This is a genomic window from Streptomyces sp. R302, from assembly GCF_012927245.1.
Lineage (GTDB): Bacteria > Actinomycetota > Actinomycetes > Streptomycetales > Streptomycetaceae > Streptomyces.
In genome coordinates this window covers 769,369-784,187 of the sequence record NZ_JABBGE010000001.1, presented here as the reverse complement: position 1 = coordinate 784,187, position 14,819 = coordinate 769,369, and the positions used below count along the sequence as shown (strand labels likewise).

The following is a 14,819-nucleotide window of genomic DNA, read 5'->3' as shown; positions in this document are numbered from 1 at the left end:
CACTGGACGAGGGGGTACGACTGAGGTAAGCCTCGGTTAAGTTAGGTCCGCCTCAGCGTCAGTCCCCCGTCCGATCGCCCGTCCTGGAGCCCTCATGCGAGCCGTCCGCACCACCGCCGTCACCACCCTGGCGGGCGCCGCCGTCCTGGCCGCCGTCACCGGATGCACCGCGAAGAGCGACGCCAAGGCGGACGGTGACGGAGTCACCGTCACCGCCAAGGACGACTCCTGCGAGGTGTCGAAGAAGGAGTTCCCGGCCGGCCACGTCACGCTGAACGTGGAGAACCGAGGCTCCAAGGTCACCGAGGTGTACGTCCTCTACCCGGACGACCGGATCGTCACCGAGCGCGAGAACATCGGCCCCGGCACCAAGGCCACGCTCACCGCCGAGATCAAGGCCGGCTCGTACGCCATCGTCTGCAAGCCCGGCATGACCGGCGCCGGCATCCGCCAGGCCGTCACCCTCACCGGCGACGACGCCTCCGCCCCGAAGCGCTCGCCCGAGATGGACGCCGCCGTCGCCGCGTACCGCCAGTACGTCCAGGCCCAGGCCGAGGAGACGCTGCCGAAGGTGAAGGTCTTCACCGACGCCGTCCGCGCCGGTGACCTGGAGGCCGCGAAGAAGGCGTACGCCCCCTCCCGCATCGGCTGGGAGCGCACCGAGCCGGTCGCCGAGTCCTTCGGCGACATCGACCCGAAGGTCGACGTCCGCGAGGACGGCCTGGAGGAGGGCCAGGACCCGGCGAAGGACTGGACCGGCTGGCACCGCCTGGAGAAGGCGCTCTGGCAGGACAAGAAGATCACCCCGCGCGAGAAGCAGCTCGCCGACCTCCTCGACAAGGACCTGGCGGACTGGGTGAAGCGGGTCGGCACCGCCGAGATCACCCCCACCTCGATGGCGAACGGCGCCAAGGAACTCCTCGACGAGGTCGCCACCGGCAAGGTCACCGGCGAGGAGGAGCGCTACTCCCACACCGACCTGGTCGACTTCAAGGCCAACGTCGAGGGCGCCCAGAAGTCCTTCGACCTGCTCAAGCCGGTCGCCGCGAAGAACGACGCCGCCCTCGTCGCCGAACTGGACAAGCAGTTCGCCGCGCTGAACACGCTGCTCGACGCCTACCGCGCCGACAAGACCGGCTACGACTTCACCTCGTACGACAAGGTCGGCGACGCCGAGCGCAAGAAGCTGTCGGACGGCGTCAACGCGCTGGCCGAGCCGCTCTCCAAGCTCGCCGCGGCGGTCGTCAAGTGACCCCCGAGACGGCCGGGACCCCGGCCGCCCCGGCCCGCCGCACCGTCCTCGCCGCCGGCGGCGGACTCGCCCTCGGTGCCGCCGTCGCCGGCGGCGCCGTGGCGCTGACCCGCGACGGGGACGCCACGACGCCCGTCGCCTCCAGCGGCGCCGCCGTCCCCTTCCACGGCGCCCACCAGGCCGGCATCGCCACCCCCGTCCAGGACCGGCTGCACTTCGCCGCCTTCGACGTCACCACCGACGACCGCGAGAAGCTGGTGAAGCTCCTGAAGGAGTGGACCCGGGCCGCCGAGCGGATGACCGCCGGCCGGGAGGTCGGCGAGGGCGCGTACGGCGGGATCCCGGAGGCGCCGCCGGACGACACGGGTGAGGCCCTCGGCCTGAAGCCGTCCCGGCTCACCCTCACGATCGGCTTCGGCCCCTCGCTCTTCGACGGGCGGTTCGGGCTGAAGGACAAGCGCCCCGGGGCCCTGGTGGAACTGCCCAGGTTCCCGGGCGACAACCTCGATCCGGCGCGCAGCGGCGGCGACCTGTGCGTGCAGGCCTGCGCCGACGACCCGCAGGTCGCCGTGCACGCCATCCGCAACCTCGCCCGGATCGGCTTCGGCACGGTCGCGGTCCGCTGGTCCCAGCTGGGCTTCGGCAAGACGTCCTCGACCACCCCGGACGCGCAGACCCCGCGCAACCTCTTCGGCTTCAAGGACGGCACCCGGAACATCGCCGGCACCGACGCCGCCGCCCTCGACAAGCACGTCTGGGTCGGCCCGAAGGACGCCACCGGCGGCGCCGCCTGGATGGCCGGCGGCTCGTACCTGGTCGCCCGGCGGATCCGGATGAACGTCGAGACGTGGGACCGCACCCCGCTCGCCGAGCAGGAGGACATCTTCGGCCGCGACAAGAAGGAGGGCGCGCCGGTCGGCAAGCCGAAGGAGCACGACGAGCCGTTCCTGAAGGCGATGAAGCCGGACTCGCACGTCCGGCTCGCCCACCCGGACACCAACGGCGGGGCCACCCTGCTGCGCCGCGGCTACTCCTTCACCGACGGCACGGACGGCCTCGGCCGGCTGGACGCGGGCCTGTTCTTCCTCGCGTACCAGAAGGACGTCCGGGCCGGCTTCGTCCGGGTGCAGACCGCGCTCGCGAAGTCGGACGCCCTCAACGAGTACATCCAGCACGTCGGTTCGGCGGTCTTCGCCGTCCCGCCGGGCGTCCGCGACACGGACGACTGGTGGGGCCGCGCCCTTTTCTCGTAACCCTGGGAGGTAACCGTCGTGTTCGGCAACTACCTGATCGGCCTCCGCGAGGGTCTGGAGGCCAGCCTCGTCGTCTGCATCCTCATCGCCTACCTGGTGAAGACCGGCCGCAGGGACGCCCTGAAGCCGATCTGGACCGGCATCGGCGTGGCCGTCGCCCTCGCGCTCGCCTTCGGCGCCGGCCTGGAGTTCGGCTCCCAGGAGCTGACCTTCGAGGCGCAGGAGCTGCTCGGCGGCTCGCTGTCGATCCTCGCCGTGATCCTGGTGACGTGGATGGTGTTCTGGATGCGGAAGACCGCCCGGCACCTGAGGGCGGAGCTGCACGGCAGGCTGGACGCGGCCCTGGCGATGGGCACCGGCGCGCTGGTCGCCACCGCCTTCCTGGCCGTGGGCCGGGAGGGCCTGGAGACCGCGCTGTTCGTGTGGGCGTCGGTGCGGGCCTCCTCCGACGGCAGCCACGCCCCGCTGCTCGGCGTGGTCCTCGGCCTGCTGACGGCGGTGCTGCTCGGCTGGCTGTTCTACCGGGGCGCGCTGAGGATCGATCTGGCGAAGTTCTTCACCTGGACCGGCGGGATGCTGGTCGTGGTGGCGGCGGGCGTCCTCGCGTACGGCGTGCACGACCTCCAGGAGGCCCGCTTCCTCGGCGGTCTCGCCGACAAGGCCTTCGACATCTCGGCGACGGTCCCGCCGGACAGCTGGTACGGCACGCTCCTCAAGGGCGTCTTCAACTTCCAGCCCGACCCGACGGTCCTTCAGGTCACGGTGTGGGCGCTGTATCTGGTCCCGACGCTCGCGCTCTTCCTCGCCCCGATAAGGTCGGGTCCGTCCGAGCGCGTGGAGAAGCAGAAGGCGACCGATGAGAAGGCTGAGGCTGGAGCGGCAGACCCGGCGGTCTGAGGTACGGCGGGGACGGCGGGGACGGCGGCCCTCCCGGGCCCTGGCGTCCGTCGCCGCGGCGACCGTCGTGGCGCTGACCGCGAGCGGCTGTGTGACCGTCCACGGCGAGACCGCGGTCGTGCCGGGGGCGACGCCCGAGGAGGCCTCGGCGGCGCTCGCCGCCTTCGTCACCGCGTTCAACCGGGCCGACAAGGCCAACGACCCGACGCTCGACGCCGGGCAGGTCACCGGCGCGCTGGGCGCGATCAACCAGGCCGGCCTGAAGTCGAAGTCGGTGACCCGGCCGGAGGGCAATCCGGACCACAAGCCGCTGGAGCTGCGCGACCCCCGCTTCCTGGTCCCCAGGAAGGCGGGCTGGCCGCGCTGGTTCGTCGCCGACACCGACTCCAACCGCGACGACGACACGAAGCAGGCGGACAACCGCTGGCTGGTGGCCTTCGTCAAGAACGGCCCCGAACAGCCGTGGAAGGCCGCCCACCTGGTGATCCTCGGCCGGGACGAGATGCCCGAGTTCGCCGAGGAGGAGGGCGACGAGGTGGCGGTGGCCGCCGGCTCGGACGCCGTGGCGGTCGCCCCCGGCGTGCTGAGCGAGCGGTACGCCGCGTACCTCAAGGACGGCGGTACGAGTCCCTTCGCTGCGGGCGCGCACACCACCGAGTGGCGTGAGCGGCGGGCCCGTACGGCCTCGCGGCCCGGCGTGGCGACCCAGTGGATCGACCGCGCCGCCGACTCGGGCGACTTCGCGCCGCTGGCGCTCGCGACGGAGGACGGCGGGGCACTGGTCTTCTTCGCCAGCCGCCACTTCGAGCGCCAGACGACCGCGAAGGGCTACCGCCCGAAGGTGGGCCCGGAGCTGAAGGCCCTGATGAAGGGCGAGGTCGTGAACACGGTGACCAAGGAGTGGGTGTCGAGCCAGGTCGTCCTGGTGAAGCCGGCGGGCACGGGCGGGGCCGCGGCGAAGGACGCGGTCGTCTTCGCGGGCCGGCTCCAGGGCGTGGTCGCGGTCGAGGGCTCGTGACCCCGGCCCCGCGCCTGCGCCCCGCGGGCGCGGGGGGCGGCGGGGGCGGGCGCGGGCCTGGACCGCAGGTCAGCGGGTCAGTGGGTCAGCGGGTGAGGGGGTCAGCGGGTCAGCGGGTGAGGGGCCAGGCAACGTCGTGGGAGCGGTGCTCCTCGCCCTCGGCCTCCCGCTCGGCGGCGTGCCGGGCGCAGGCGTCGGTGAGGGCCTCCAGGAGGTTCAGCGGGTCGGGCAGCGCGTGCTCGGGGCCGCGGACCCAGCCGACGACCGGGTGGTCGGCCTCGTCACCGGGGAGCCGGGCGGGCGGGACGAGGACGTAGCTGCCGCGGCAGTGCCAGCGCAGGCCCGGATGCTCGTCCATGGTCTCGGGATGGCAGTCCAGCTCGCACGGCCACCACTCGTCCTCGTCCTCGGGGGTGCCTCGGGTGGCGGTGAAGAAGAGCATCCGGCCGCCGTCGCCCGCGCTGTCGGGGGACTCGGCGACCGGTCCGACCTCGACGCCCGCGGCGAGGAGCCGGTCGAGGGCGGCGCGGCCCGCGGCCAGCGGCACGTCGAGGACGTCGTGGACCATGCCGGTGGCGGTGACGAAGTTCGCCGCGGGCTCGTTCCGCGCCCAGCGCTCGATCTGCGCGCGGTCGGTGGTCGACTGGGTCTGCCAGGCGAAGGAGACCGGGTGGCGGGCGGGGGTGGGGCAGCCGATCCGCTCACAGGAACAGCTGTAGCCGACGGGGTAGGCGGCGGGGGCCAGGGGCAGGCCGGCGGCGGCGATGGCCAGGAGCAGCGTCTCGCGGGTGTTCCCGTCGTCGGGCGCGGTCCGTTTGGGGCGCCTGCGCAGCCACTGTGCGAGTTTGCTCTCCGTGCCGCGGTAGCGGCCGATGCCGTCGCCCATCTATCCCCTCACAGCTCATGCTCGCCCGGTCAAGGCTCTGCCCATGGTCCCACCATCCTGCTCCCCGGGTGACCGGAGTGGGGAACCAGGGGCCGGTGACGACGCTCACGCTCGTCACGGCCGGGGCGCGAGGCCGCGCAGCGCGTGGTCGACGAGGGCGTCGGCGTAGGCGTGGGTGAGGGGGCCCGTGCGGTGCAGCCAGCGGTGGTGGAGCGGCCCGACGAGGAGCTCGGTGGCGAGCCGCGCGTCGACGGCCGGATCGACCTGCCCGGCGGCCCGGGCGGCCTCGATACGGCGGGCGAACACCCGCAGCTGGGGTTCGAGGAGAGCCTCGGTGAAGCGGGCGCCGAGCGCGGGATCGGTGGACCCCTCGGCGGCGAGCGCGCGGGTGGGGGCGTCGTACCGGGGGTTGTTGAGCTCGTCGACGGTGGCCCGCAGCACGACCCGGAGGTCGGCGGCGAGGTCCCCGGTGTCGGGCAGCTCGGTCTGCCCCGGATCGGCACCGGCCTCCTCGGCGGCGCGGGCGGCGAGGTCGAGGAAGGCGTCGAGAAGCACGGCCGCCTTGGAGGGCCACCAGCGGTAGATGGTCTGCTTGCCGACACCGGCACGGGCGGCGATGCCCTCGACGGTCGTCTTCGCGTACCCGCTCTCGGAGACGAGAGCGAGCGCGGCATCGAAGATGGCACGCCGGGAACGCTCGCTACGACGGGAGGCGTCGGGCGCCTTGGTCTCGGACATGACGCCGAACCTACCACTGGACGAGACGACGCGTCTCGTGGGGTGGGGGTGGGGGGAGTTGCGGGGGGGCGGGAGTGCGGGGGGGGTGCGGGAGTGCGGGGGGTGCGGGGGGCTCGTACGGGCGTCGCGGGGCGGCTTGCGCGGGAGTCGGGCGGCTTGCGCGGGTGCTCGACGGGCTCGGACGGGAGTCTCGCGGCCTGGCGCGGGAGTCGCGCGGCTTGCTCGGGCATCGCGCGGGCGTCGCCCGGTTCGGACGGGAGTCGCGCGGTCTGGCGCGGACATCGGACGGACTGCGCGGGAGCCGACCGGCTCGAACGGGAGTCACGCGGCCTGGCGCGGGCAACGGGCGGACTGCACGGGAGCCAACCGGCCCGTACGGAAGCCACGCGGCCTGACGCGGACATCGGACGGACTGCACGGGAGCCAACCGGCCCGTACGGAAGCCACGCGGCCTGACGCGGACATCGGACGGACTGCACGGGAGCCAACCGGCCCGTACGGAAGCCACGCGGCCTGACGCGGGCAACGGACGGACTGCACGGGAGCCAACCGGCCCGTACGGAAGCCACGCGGCCTGACGCGGACATCGGACGGACTGCACGGGAGCCAACCGGCCCGTACGGAAGCCACGCGGCCTGACGCGGGCAACGGGCGGACTGCGCGGGAGCCAACCGGCTCGAACGGGAGTCGCGCGGCCTGCGCGGGCGTCGGGCGGCTCGCACGGGAGTCGGGCGGCTCGGACGGGTGTCGAGGGGCTTGCACGGGTGTCGATCGCCGTGTGGATGTCGATCTGGTGTACGGCGGGCGAACCACCCGAACGGTCCACTGCGCGCGGGGCCGCGAGAGCGGACCATGGCTCCACCGATCCACGGCCCGCCACCGGCGGGTCACCTGCCCGTGAGGAGGCCCGATTGCGCTCCACTCCGCGCGAGTCCTCGCCCCGCCGCTACCTGATGTGCCCACCCGCGCACTTCAGGGTGACGTACTCCATCAACCCGTGGATGGACCCGACGAAACCCGTCGACCTGCCGCTCGCCCTCGCCCAGTGGGAGGACCTCCGGGACCGCTACCTCGCCCTCGGGCACACCGTCGAACTCCTCGACCCCGACCCGGCGCTGCCGGACATGGTCTTCGCGGCGAACGGCGCGACCGTCGTCGGCGGACGGGTGCTCGGCGCCCGCTTCGCCCACCCCGAGCGGACCGCCGAGGCCGACGCGCACCTCGCCTGGTTCCGCCGCAACGGCTGGACCGGGATCGACCTGCGCGAGCCGGAGCACGTCAACGAGGGCGAGGGCGACTTCGCCGTCACCGCCTCCTGGATCCTGGCCGGCACCGGCTTCCGCTCCAGCCCGCTGTCCCACGGCGAGGCCCAGGAGTTCTTCGGCCGGCCGGTGATCGGCCTGGAGCTGGTGGACCCGCGCTACTACCACCTGGACACCGCGCTCTGTGTCCTCGACGAGGCCGCCGACGAGGTCATGTACTTCCCCGAGGCCTTCTCCGCCGGCAGCCAAGCCGTCCTCGCGCGCCTCTTCCCCGACGCACTGAAGGCCGGCGCGGAGGACGCGGCGGCGCTCGGGCTCAACGCGGTCAGCGACGGCCGGAACGTGCTGCTGCCGCAGACGGCGACGGGCCTCTTCGACCCGCTCCGGGCGCGCGGCTTCGAGCCGATCGGCATGGACCTCGGCGAACTCCTCAAGGGCGGCGGCAGCGTGAAGTGCTGCACCCAGGAGCTGCGCCCGGCCTAGCCCTCGTCGGCCGGGGGCCAGGAGTCGCCCCACTCGGCGTCACGGGCCTGCTTGTACAGGGGCCCGTGGCGCTTGGTGACGGTCGCCCGCTCCAGGCCCTCGGGGGCGCAGAGGTCCAGGAGGACGAGGCCCTTGCGGGTCTGCGGCCTGCGGGTGACGCGGGCGGGCGCGGGGGTCACCGGGAACCGGGTGGCGGCGACGTACGCGTACTTCTCGTCCTCGTACGGCAGCGAACCGCCCTTCACCTGCCGGTGCAGCGAGGAGCGGCTGACCCGCGCCGAGAAGTGGCACCAGTCGGTGCCCGGCTCGATCGGGCAGGCGCCGCTGTGCGGGCAGGGCGCGGCGACGGTGTAGCCAGCGTCGGTCAGGACGGAGCGGGCGGCGATGATCCGCTCGTAGCCGTCCGGGGTGCCGGGCTCGACGACGACGACCGCGCCGCGGGAGGCGCGGGCCGCCTCGGCGACGAGCGCGGCCCGGTCCCCCTCGGTGAGCTCCTTGAGCACGTACGAGACGGTGACGAGGTCGGTCTCGGGGAGGCGCAGCGCCGTCCCGATCCGCTCGCGGCGCCACTCGGCGTCCAGGACGCCGGCCGCGAGCTCGCGGCCGAGGGCGAGGGCGGGCTCGGCCCAGTCGAGGACGGTGGTACGCGGCGGCTGCCCGTCCCACACGTCGGCGACGGCCCAGCTCGCGGCGCCCGTCCCGCCGCCGATGTCGGTGTGCGTCCCCGGCACCCACTCCGGCGCGGCGTCCCGCAGCGCGTCGAGCGCGGCCCGGGCGGCCTCGAACGTCGCGGGCATGCGGTAGGCGGCGTACGCGACGACGTCCGCGCGGTCCCGCAGGACGGGCGCGTCGGTCGGCGTGACCCCGCGGTAGTGCGCGATCAGCCGCTCGACGGACTTCGCGGCCTGCGAGGGCGGGAGCCCGCCCAGCACCCCGGCGAGGGCGCCCCGCAGTGACTCGGCAGAAGGGGAAGACACATTCACCGACCCAGTCTAGGCGCCCCCTCCGCCCCGGCCGCGGACCCGGCCCGCCGCCCCGTTGTGGGCATACGTGCCGCGCCGCCACCCCGTTGTGGGCATACGTTCCGCCAGGGCGGTGCCCACCCTCCACCGCCGCTCCGTTGTGGGCAGGCGTTCCGCAAGGGGCGGAACGGGTGGGCACAACGGAACGGCACCTTCTGCGGGTGCCTCCGCACCTGTCGCCTGAACCCGCACCGGTACGGAGCCGTACATCGTGGTGCGGGTCCAGGCCCGGAAAGCCGAGGCGCGGCAGAGGGCGCCGTCCCTGTGCCCACCCGTCCCGCCCTAGCGGGACGTATGCCCACAGGGACGCCGGGCGCGCCACCCGCACCAGCACCAGGCCCCAAGCCGGGCCTGAGGGTGGGCACCGCCCCAGGGGGACGCATGCCCACAGGGACACCGGGCGCGCAGCCCGCACCGGGGCCAGGCCCCGCGCGCCGGGACTGCGGGTGGGCACCGCCCTAGCGAGACGCGTGCCCACAGGGACGCCGGGCACGGCCCCGCACCAGGGCCAGGCCCCTGCGGGTGGGCGCCGCCCCAGCGGAACGCGGGCCCACAGGAACGACGGGCGCGGGCCCATCGCCAGGGCCAGGCCCCTGCGGGTGGGCACCGCCCCAGCGAGACGCGGGCCCGCAGGGACGGCGGGTGCGGGCTCGTGCCGGGGCCGGGGCCCGCGTGGGGCCTGCGGGTGGGTGCCGGTCTCTTGGGACGCCTGGTCGCGGGGGCGGTGGTGGTGGCGCGGAGTGGGCACCGCCCTGCGGGCGCCCCGGCGCAGGGGGGCGGGTGCAGCCGACGGGTCGTCAGGTGGTTGCCGGGTTGCGCCAGGGGCGGCACAGGAGGAGGAAGCAGGTGAGGGCGGCCAGGGCGCAGGTGAGTTGGACGACGGCCATGGGGACGGCCGTGTGTTCGCCGGCGATGCCGACGAGGGGGGAGGCGATCGCGCCGATCAGGAACGAGGACGTGCCGAGGAGCGCGGAGGCGGAGCCCGCCGCGTGCGGCGTCCGCATCAGCGCCTGCGCGTTCGTGTTCGGCATCGCCAGTCCCATCGCGGACATGAGGACGAAGAGGCCCGCGGCGACCGGGACGAGCCCGACCTCGCCGAAGGCGCCGGTCGTCATCAGGAGCAGCGCCGTCGCGGCGAGCACGATGACGGACAGCCCGAAGCCGAGCACCTTGTCGAGGCTGACCCGCCCGACGAGCAGCTTGCCGTTGATCTGGCCGACGGCGACGAGGCCGATGGAGTTGAGCCCGAAGAGGAGGCTGAAGGTCTGCGGCGAGGCCCCGTAGATCTCCTGGACGACGAACGGCGAGGCCGAGATGTAGGCGAAGAGGGCCGCGAAGGCGAGGCCGCCGGCCAGCATGTAGCCGGTGAAGACGCGGTCGGCGAGCAGCCCGCGCATGGTGCGCAGGGCCTGCCCGACGCCGCCCTCCTGTCGCCGTTCCGGCGGCAGCGTCTCGTGGAGGAAGCGCCAGACGACGACGGTGAGGAGGACGCCGATGACGGCGAGGACGTGGAAGACGCCCCGCCAGTCGGTGATCCGCAGGATCTGTCCGCCGATGAGCGGCGCGATGATCGGCGCGACGCCGGAGATCAGCATGAGGGTGGAGAAGAAGCGGGCCATCTCGACGCCGTCGTAGAGGTCGCGGACGACGGCCCGGGCGATGACGATGCCGGCGGACCCGGCGAGGCCCTGGAGGAGCCGGAAGCCGATGAGGAGTTCGGCGCTGGGCGCGAAGGCGCAGACAGCGGTGGCGAGGACGTAGACGACCATGCCGGCGAGCAGCGGCCGGCGGCGGCCCCACTTGTCGCTCATGGGGCCGACGACGAGCTGGCCGAGGGCCATGCCGGCGAGGCAGGCGGTGAGGGTGAGCTGGACGGTGGCGGCGGGGGCGGTCAGCGAGCGGGTGACCTCCGGCAGGGCCGGCAGGTACATGTCCATGGAGAGCGGCGGGAGCGCGGTGAGTCCGCCGAGGACGAGGGTGACGAGCAGTCCGGCCCTCCGGGCGGCGGCGGGGACGGCCACCGGGGTTCCGGTCCCGGTCCCGGCCCCGGTCCCGGGTATGTGCTCTTCTGTTGCTTTCTGGCCGCTCTCCGGCATCGACTGCTCCCTTTCGTTGAATCCTTGCCTATGCTCTCAGCTCGGCGGGGCGGATCGAGACCCTTGGGGTGGACGGACATGGACGACATGGACGACGTGGTGCGGTGGGGCGTGCTCGCGACCGGCGGCATAGCCGAGCGGTTCGTGACGGACCTGGCGGAGCTGGACGGCGCCGAGGTGGTGGCGGTGGCGTCCCGTACGGAGGCGTCGGCGCGGGCCTTCGCCGACCGGTTCGGGATCGGGCGGGCGTACGGCGGCTGGGACGGCCTCTTCGCCGACCCCGAGGTGGACGTGGTGTACGTGGCGACCCCGCACCACGCCCACCGGGAGGCCGCGGGCCGCGCCCTGGAGGCCGGCAAGGCGGTCCTGTGCGAGAAGGCGTTCACGCTGAACGCCCGGGAGGCGGCGGAGCTGGTCTCCCTCGCCCGGGACCGGGGCCTCTTCCTCATGGAGGCCATGTGGATGTACTGCAATCCGCTCGTCCGCCGGCTCGCGGAGCTGGTGCGGGACGGCGCGATCGGGGACGTACGCACCGTGCAGGCCGACTTCGGCCTCGCGGGCCCCTTCGGCCCCGATCACCGGCTGCGGGACCCGGCCGTCGGCGGCGGCGCCCTGCTCGACCTCGGCGTCTACCCGGTCTCCTTCGCGCAGCTGCTGCTCGGCGAGCCGGACTCGGTGCAGGCGCACGCGCGGATCTCCCCGGAGGGCGTCGACCTGAACACGGGCATGCTGCTCGGCTGGTCGGACTCGGGGGCGTCGGCGCTGCTGTCCTGCTCCCTGGAGGCGGACACCCCGCTGACCGCCGCCGTGACCGGCACGAAGGGCCGGATCGAGGTGCCGCGCGGCTTCTTCTTCCCGGAGCGGTTCACGCTGTACCGGGAGGGCGCCGAGCCGGAGGAGTTCACCAACGCCGACGACCCGCACTCGATGCGGCACGAGGCCGCCGAGGTGATGCGCTGCCTGCGGGCCGGGGAGACGGAGTCGCCGCTCGTCCCGCTGGACGGCACGCTCGCCGTGATGCGGACGCTCGACGCGGTACGGGACCGCGTCGGCGTCCGCTATCCGCAGGAGGCGGCGGAGCTCACGCGGGTGTGAGGCCCGGCCGCCCGGCCTCCGTGACGAAGGAGGCGGCGGTGGTGACCGGGGCGCCCGGCGTCGTCACGTACGGGACCGTACGGAAGTCGGCGCGGGCGCTCTCCTCGCCGAGCGTCACGGTGGTGCGGCCACTCGTACAGGTAGTCGCCGAGGTGGAGGACGACGTCGAGGTCCTCGTCGGCGAGGTGCCCGTAGGCCGTGACGTACCCGTCGTGGTACGCCTGGCAGGAGACGGCGCCGAGCCGCAGCGCCGCACGGTCCGGGTGAAGCTCTCGTCGTGGGCGAGCTCCCAGGGGACTGACACGCGCCGCCGCCCGGCTCGAAGGGGTGGATGGCCGGCCGGGTCCACAGCAGGGCGGAGCCGGGCAGGGGGCCGTCGGCGGCGGCGGCGCCCAGGGTGAGCGGGGCCTCGGTGGGCGTCATGTGCCCCTCCCCTGACGGTTGGTGTCCGTCGGTGTTCGAGGGGGCCGGGACGACATCGCCTTGTCGGGGACAGGTCATCCACGTGTCGGACGGATGAGTTCATGGGGCACGCGTCTGGCGTACGCTGCGCGGCCGGGGCGACACGAAGCTGGAAGGTTGTGGTTCGGCATGGGCGTCGCAGTGGTGACGGGAGCGGGTTCGGGCATCGGCCGGAGCGTGGCGCGGGCCCTCGCGGAGGCGGGCTGGGAGGTGGCGCTCGCGGGCCGCCGGCTCGCCCCCCTGGAGGAGACGGCGCAGGGCCTGCCCGCCGAGCGGACGCTCCGCGTGCCGACGGACGTGACGTCACCGGAGGCGGTGACCGCCCTCTTCGACGCGGTACGGGACCGCTTCGGCCGCGTCGACCTGCTCTTCAACAACGCGGGGACGTTCGCGGGCGGCGGCACGCCGGTGGAGGAGCTGCCCTACGACACCTGGCGGTCGGTGGTCGACGTCAACCTGACGGGCGCGTTCCTGTGCGCGCAGGCCGCCTTCCGGGCCATGAAGGAGCAGTCCCCGCAGGGCGGCCGCATCATCAACAACGGCTCCATCTCGGCGCACGTGCCGCGCCCGCACTCGATCGCGTACACGGCGACGAAGCACGCGATGACGGGCCTGACGAAGTCGCTGTCGCTGGACGGCCGCCCGTACCGGATCGCCTGCGGCCAGATCGACATCGGCAACGCGGCCACGGACATGACCGCCCGCATGCGGACCGGCATCCTCCAGGCCGGCGGCGGACTGGCGGTGGAGCCGGTCATGGACGCGGCGGACGTGGCCGCGACGGTCGTCCACATGGCGGCCCTGCCCCTGGAGGCGAACGTCCAGTTCGCCACGGTCATGGCCACGACGATGCCCTACATCGGCCGAGGCTGACGCCTCACCCCGACCCCGACCCCCGCTCCGGTCACTCCACGGGCGCCTGGCCGGTCTCGAACCGCGTCACCTTCCCGTCCTCGACGGTGAACCGCCAGACGGTGCGCATGGCGCCCCAGGTGTCGTTGCTGTAGGTGGCGGTGAGGGCGAGGCCGTCCTCGTCCTCGCTCTCCACCTCCATGCGCCCGTTCGAGGAGAACACCTCCCGCTCGGTCCACTCCCGCAGGTCCCGCTCGGACCCGTCGTCGGACATGGTCGCGCCGGGCGCGAGGGCGGCCTCGAAGGCGGCACGGTCGTTGGCGTTCAGCGCGGTGACGAAGGCGCGCACGGCGGGCTCGGTGAGCCGGTCCACAGGAATGGTCATGAACCACCCGTACCCGCCGGACGGCCGCCCGCCCCGCTCCGGCGCCGGGGATGGGCCAGTCGGGCGAGCCCCGCGGCGGCCCCGCGGCAGCCTCCGGCGGCCCGGGGCGCGCCCCGGGCAGTATCGGGGGGACCCCAAGCCCGCCTTCCCCTCTGGAGGAGAGATGTCGGAGCAGGACCGGATCGTCAAGCTGTACGCGAAGGGGGCCCCGGTCGGGGTCCTGGACGGGAGGCTGGTCGGCTTCCTGGTCGACGAGCACCGCACCGCCGAGTGGGCGGTCGGCGAGGCCGACGGCGGCTTCCGCCTCACCGTGAAGGGCACCGAGGACCGCGTCACCGCCCCCGGCACCGACCGGGCCCCCGCCCTGGTCCGCCCCGACGACTCCCCCGCCTCGGTCTGGCGCCTCCAGCGCGTCACCCCCGAGGGCACCGCCACGGTCACCGACCTCGCCACTCTCGCCACCGGCACCTACGTCATCACCCAGAACGGCCTCGCCCTCGGCCGCGACCTCTTCGAGCCCCCGTCCCGGGCCCCGAAGCCCATCGTCATCCGCACCGACGACCGCGCGCCCCACTGGACGCTGGAGATCCTGGTCTGAGGCCCGGCCCCCACCGCATGCGAAAGGGCCCCCGTGGGGGCCCTGAGAAGGGGCAGACGAGTCGGGCTGTACGCCGGGTTCTGTACCCCGGGACCTCGCGGTCGTCGGGGTGACGGCCATCCATCTAGGGCCGGCGTTGCCACCGGCCTCGTGCGGTCTACCCGCGAACTCGGGCGAGCAGCCCTCGATCATTCGCGCAGGGACACCGGGGTGTCCCCTCTTGACCTTGCTCCGGGTGGGGTTTACCTAGCCGCCTGAGTCACCTCAGGCGCTGGTGGTCTCTTACACCACCGTTTCACCCTTACCGAGGGCCGAAGCTCCCGGCGGTCTGTTCTCTGTGGCACTGTCCCGCGGGTCACCCCGGGTGGCCGTTAGCCACCACCCTGCTCTGTGGAGCCCGGACGTTCCTCGGGGAGATCCGGGGATCTCCACGCGGCCGCCCGCCCGGCTCGTCTGCCGTGCCGACCATGCTACCCGCCGGAACGGACAGCGCTTGACCTTGTCGTAGCGTCAGGGTTTC

At 73.8% G+C, this 14,819-nt stretch carries 14 protein-coding genes, 1 other RNA gene and 1 pseudogene; 8 read left to right on the top strand and 8 right to left on the bottom strand.

All coding sequences use genetic code 11. The annotated features are described in order from the left end of the window. Nucleotides 1-94 precede the first annotated feature (94 nt). From efeO to HHL19_RS03620, 4 genes are read left to right on the top strand one after another with little or no spacing between them, the layout of a single operon-like run. Nucleotides 95-1,252: an iron uptake system protein EfeO gene (gene efeO / locus HHL19_RS03635; protein WP_169085398.1), complete on the top strand. Its 1,158-nt coding sequence runs from the start codon at nt 95-97 to the stop codon at nt 1,250-1,252. After that, nucleotides 1,249-2,505, top strand: coding sequence for an iron uptake transporter deferrochelatase/peroxidase subunit (gene efeB / locus HHL19_RS03630; protein WP_169085396.1), 1,257 nt, complete (start codon nt 1,249-1,251; stop codon nt 2,503-2,505). The genes efeO and efeB overlap by 4 nt, the downstream gene beginning before the upstream one ends. A gap of 18 nt (nt 2,506-2,523) precedes the next feature. After that, complete coding sequence (gene efeU / locus HHL19_RS03625) at nt 2,524-3,402, top strand: iron uptake transporter permease EfeU (protein WP_169085394.1); 879 nt, start codon at nt 2,524-2,526, stop codon at nt 3,400-3,402. A gap of 40 nt (nt 3,403-3,442) precedes the next feature. Then, complete coding sequence (locus HHL19_RS03620) at nt 3,443-4,420, top strand: hypothetical protein (protein ID WP_169086281.1); 978 nt, start codon at nt 3,443-3,445, stop codon at nt 4,418-4,420. Nucleotides 4,421-4,529: 109 nt separating this feature from the next. Here HHL19_RS03620 and HHL19_RS03615 read toward each other — a convergent pair whose 3' ends face one another. Then, entirely contained in the window at nt 4,530-5,306 is a 777-nt protein-coding gene (locus HHL19_RS03615) for a bifunctional DNA primase/polymerase (RefSeq protein WP_169085392.1), read from the bottom strand. 114 nt (nt 5,307-5,420) lie between these two features. Further along, complete coding sequence (locus HHL19_RS03610; RefSeq protein ID WP_169085390.1) at nt 5,421-6,044, bottom strand: TetR/AcrR family transcriptional regulator; 624 nt, start codon at nt 6,042-6,044, stop codon at nt 5,421-5,423. Nucleotides 6,045-6,955: 911 nt separating this feature from the next. On the opposite strand from HHL19_RS03610, the gene ddaH reads away from it, so the two are divergent. Continuing rightward, nucleotides 6,956-7,789 carry a dimethylargininase gene (gene ddaH / locus HHL19_RS03605; protein WP_346768243.1) on the top strand — a complete coding sequence of 278 codons (834 nt, stop codon included), beginning with the start codon at nt 6,956-6,958 and terminating at the stop codon, nt 7,787-7,789. On the opposite strand, the gene HHL19_RS03600 is transcribed toward ddaH, so the two are convergent. Next, nucleotides 7,786-8,772, bottom strand: coding sequence for a small ribosomal subunit Rsm22 family protein (locus HHL19_RS03600; protein WP_169085389.1), 987 nt, complete (start codon nt 8,770-8,772; stop codon nt 7,786-7,788). The two genes, ddaH and HHL19_RS03600, sit on opposite strands and share 4 nt — an antisense overlap. Before the next feature lie 836 nt (nt 8,773-9,608). Further along, nucleotides 9,609-10,907 (bottom strand): Bcr/CflA family multidrug efflux MFS transporter, encoded by a 1,299-nt coding sequence (locus HHL19_RS03595; RefSeq protein WP_169085387.1) that lies wholly within the window; start codon nt 10,905-10,907, stop codon nt 9,609-9,611. A gap of 87 nt (nt 10,908-10,994) precedes the next feature. Between HHL19_RS03595 and HHL19_RS03590 the strand changes: the two genes are divergently transcribed. Continuing rightward, nucleotides 10,995-12,002: a Gfo/Idh/MocA family oxidoreductase gene (locus HHL19_RS03590; protein ID WP_169086277.1), complete on the top strand. Its 1,008-nt coding sequence runs from the start codon at nt 10,995-10,997 to the stop codon at nt 12,000-12,002. On the opposite strand, the gene HHL19_RS38025 is transcribed toward HHL19_RS03590, so the two are convergent. Both HHL19_RS38025 and HHL19_RS38020 read right to left on the bottom strand, forming a co-directional pair. Beyond that, complete coding sequence (locus HHL19_RS38025; protein WP_277349146.1) at nt 11,989-12,120, bottom strand: hypothetical protein; 132 nt, start codon at nt 12,118-12,120, stop codon at nt 11,989-11,991. The two genes, HHL19_RS03590 and HHL19_RS38025, sit on opposite strands and share 14 nt — an antisense overlap. A 10-nt stretch (nt 12,121-12,130) precedes the next feature. Beyond that, nucleotides 12,131-12,413, bottom strand: a pseudogene (locus HHL19_RS38020) (alkaline phosphatase D family protein); the annotation flags it as partial. Between the two features lie 180 nt (nt 12,414-12,593). Between HHL19_RS38020 and HHL19_RS03580 the strand changes: the two are divergent. After that, nucleotides 12,594-13,337, top strand: coding sequence for an SDR family oxidoreductase (locus HHL19_RS03580; RefSeq protein WP_169085385.1), 744 nt, complete (start codon nt 12,594-12,596; stop codon nt 13,335-13,337). Nucleotides 13,338-13,368: 31 nt separating this feature from the next. Here HHL19_RS03580 and HHL19_RS03575 read toward each other — a convergent pair whose 3' ends face one another. Further along, nucleotides 13,369-13,701, bottom strand: coding sequence for a nuclear transport factor 2 family protein (locus HHL19_RS03575; protein WP_169085383.1), 333 nt, complete (start codon nt 13,699-13,701; stop codon nt 13,369-13,371). A 163-nt stretch (nt 13,702-13,864) separates the two neighbouring features. Here HHL19_RS03575 and HHL19_RS03570 point away from each other — a divergent pair, with 163 nt between their 5' ends. Beyond that, nucleotides 13,865-14,299: a hypothetical protein gene (locus HHL19_RS03570; protein WP_169085381.1), complete on the top strand. Its 435-nt coding sequence runs from the start codon at nt 13,865-13,867 to the stop codon at nt 14,297-14,299. A 53-nt stretch (nt 14,300-14,352) separates the two neighbouring features. Here HHL19_RS03570 and rnpB read toward each other — a convergent pair. After that, an RNA gene (gene rnpB / locus HHL19_RS03565) (RNase P RNA component class A) lies at nt 14,353-14,751 on the bottom strand. Nucleotides 14,752-14,819 lie beyond the last annotated feature (68 nt).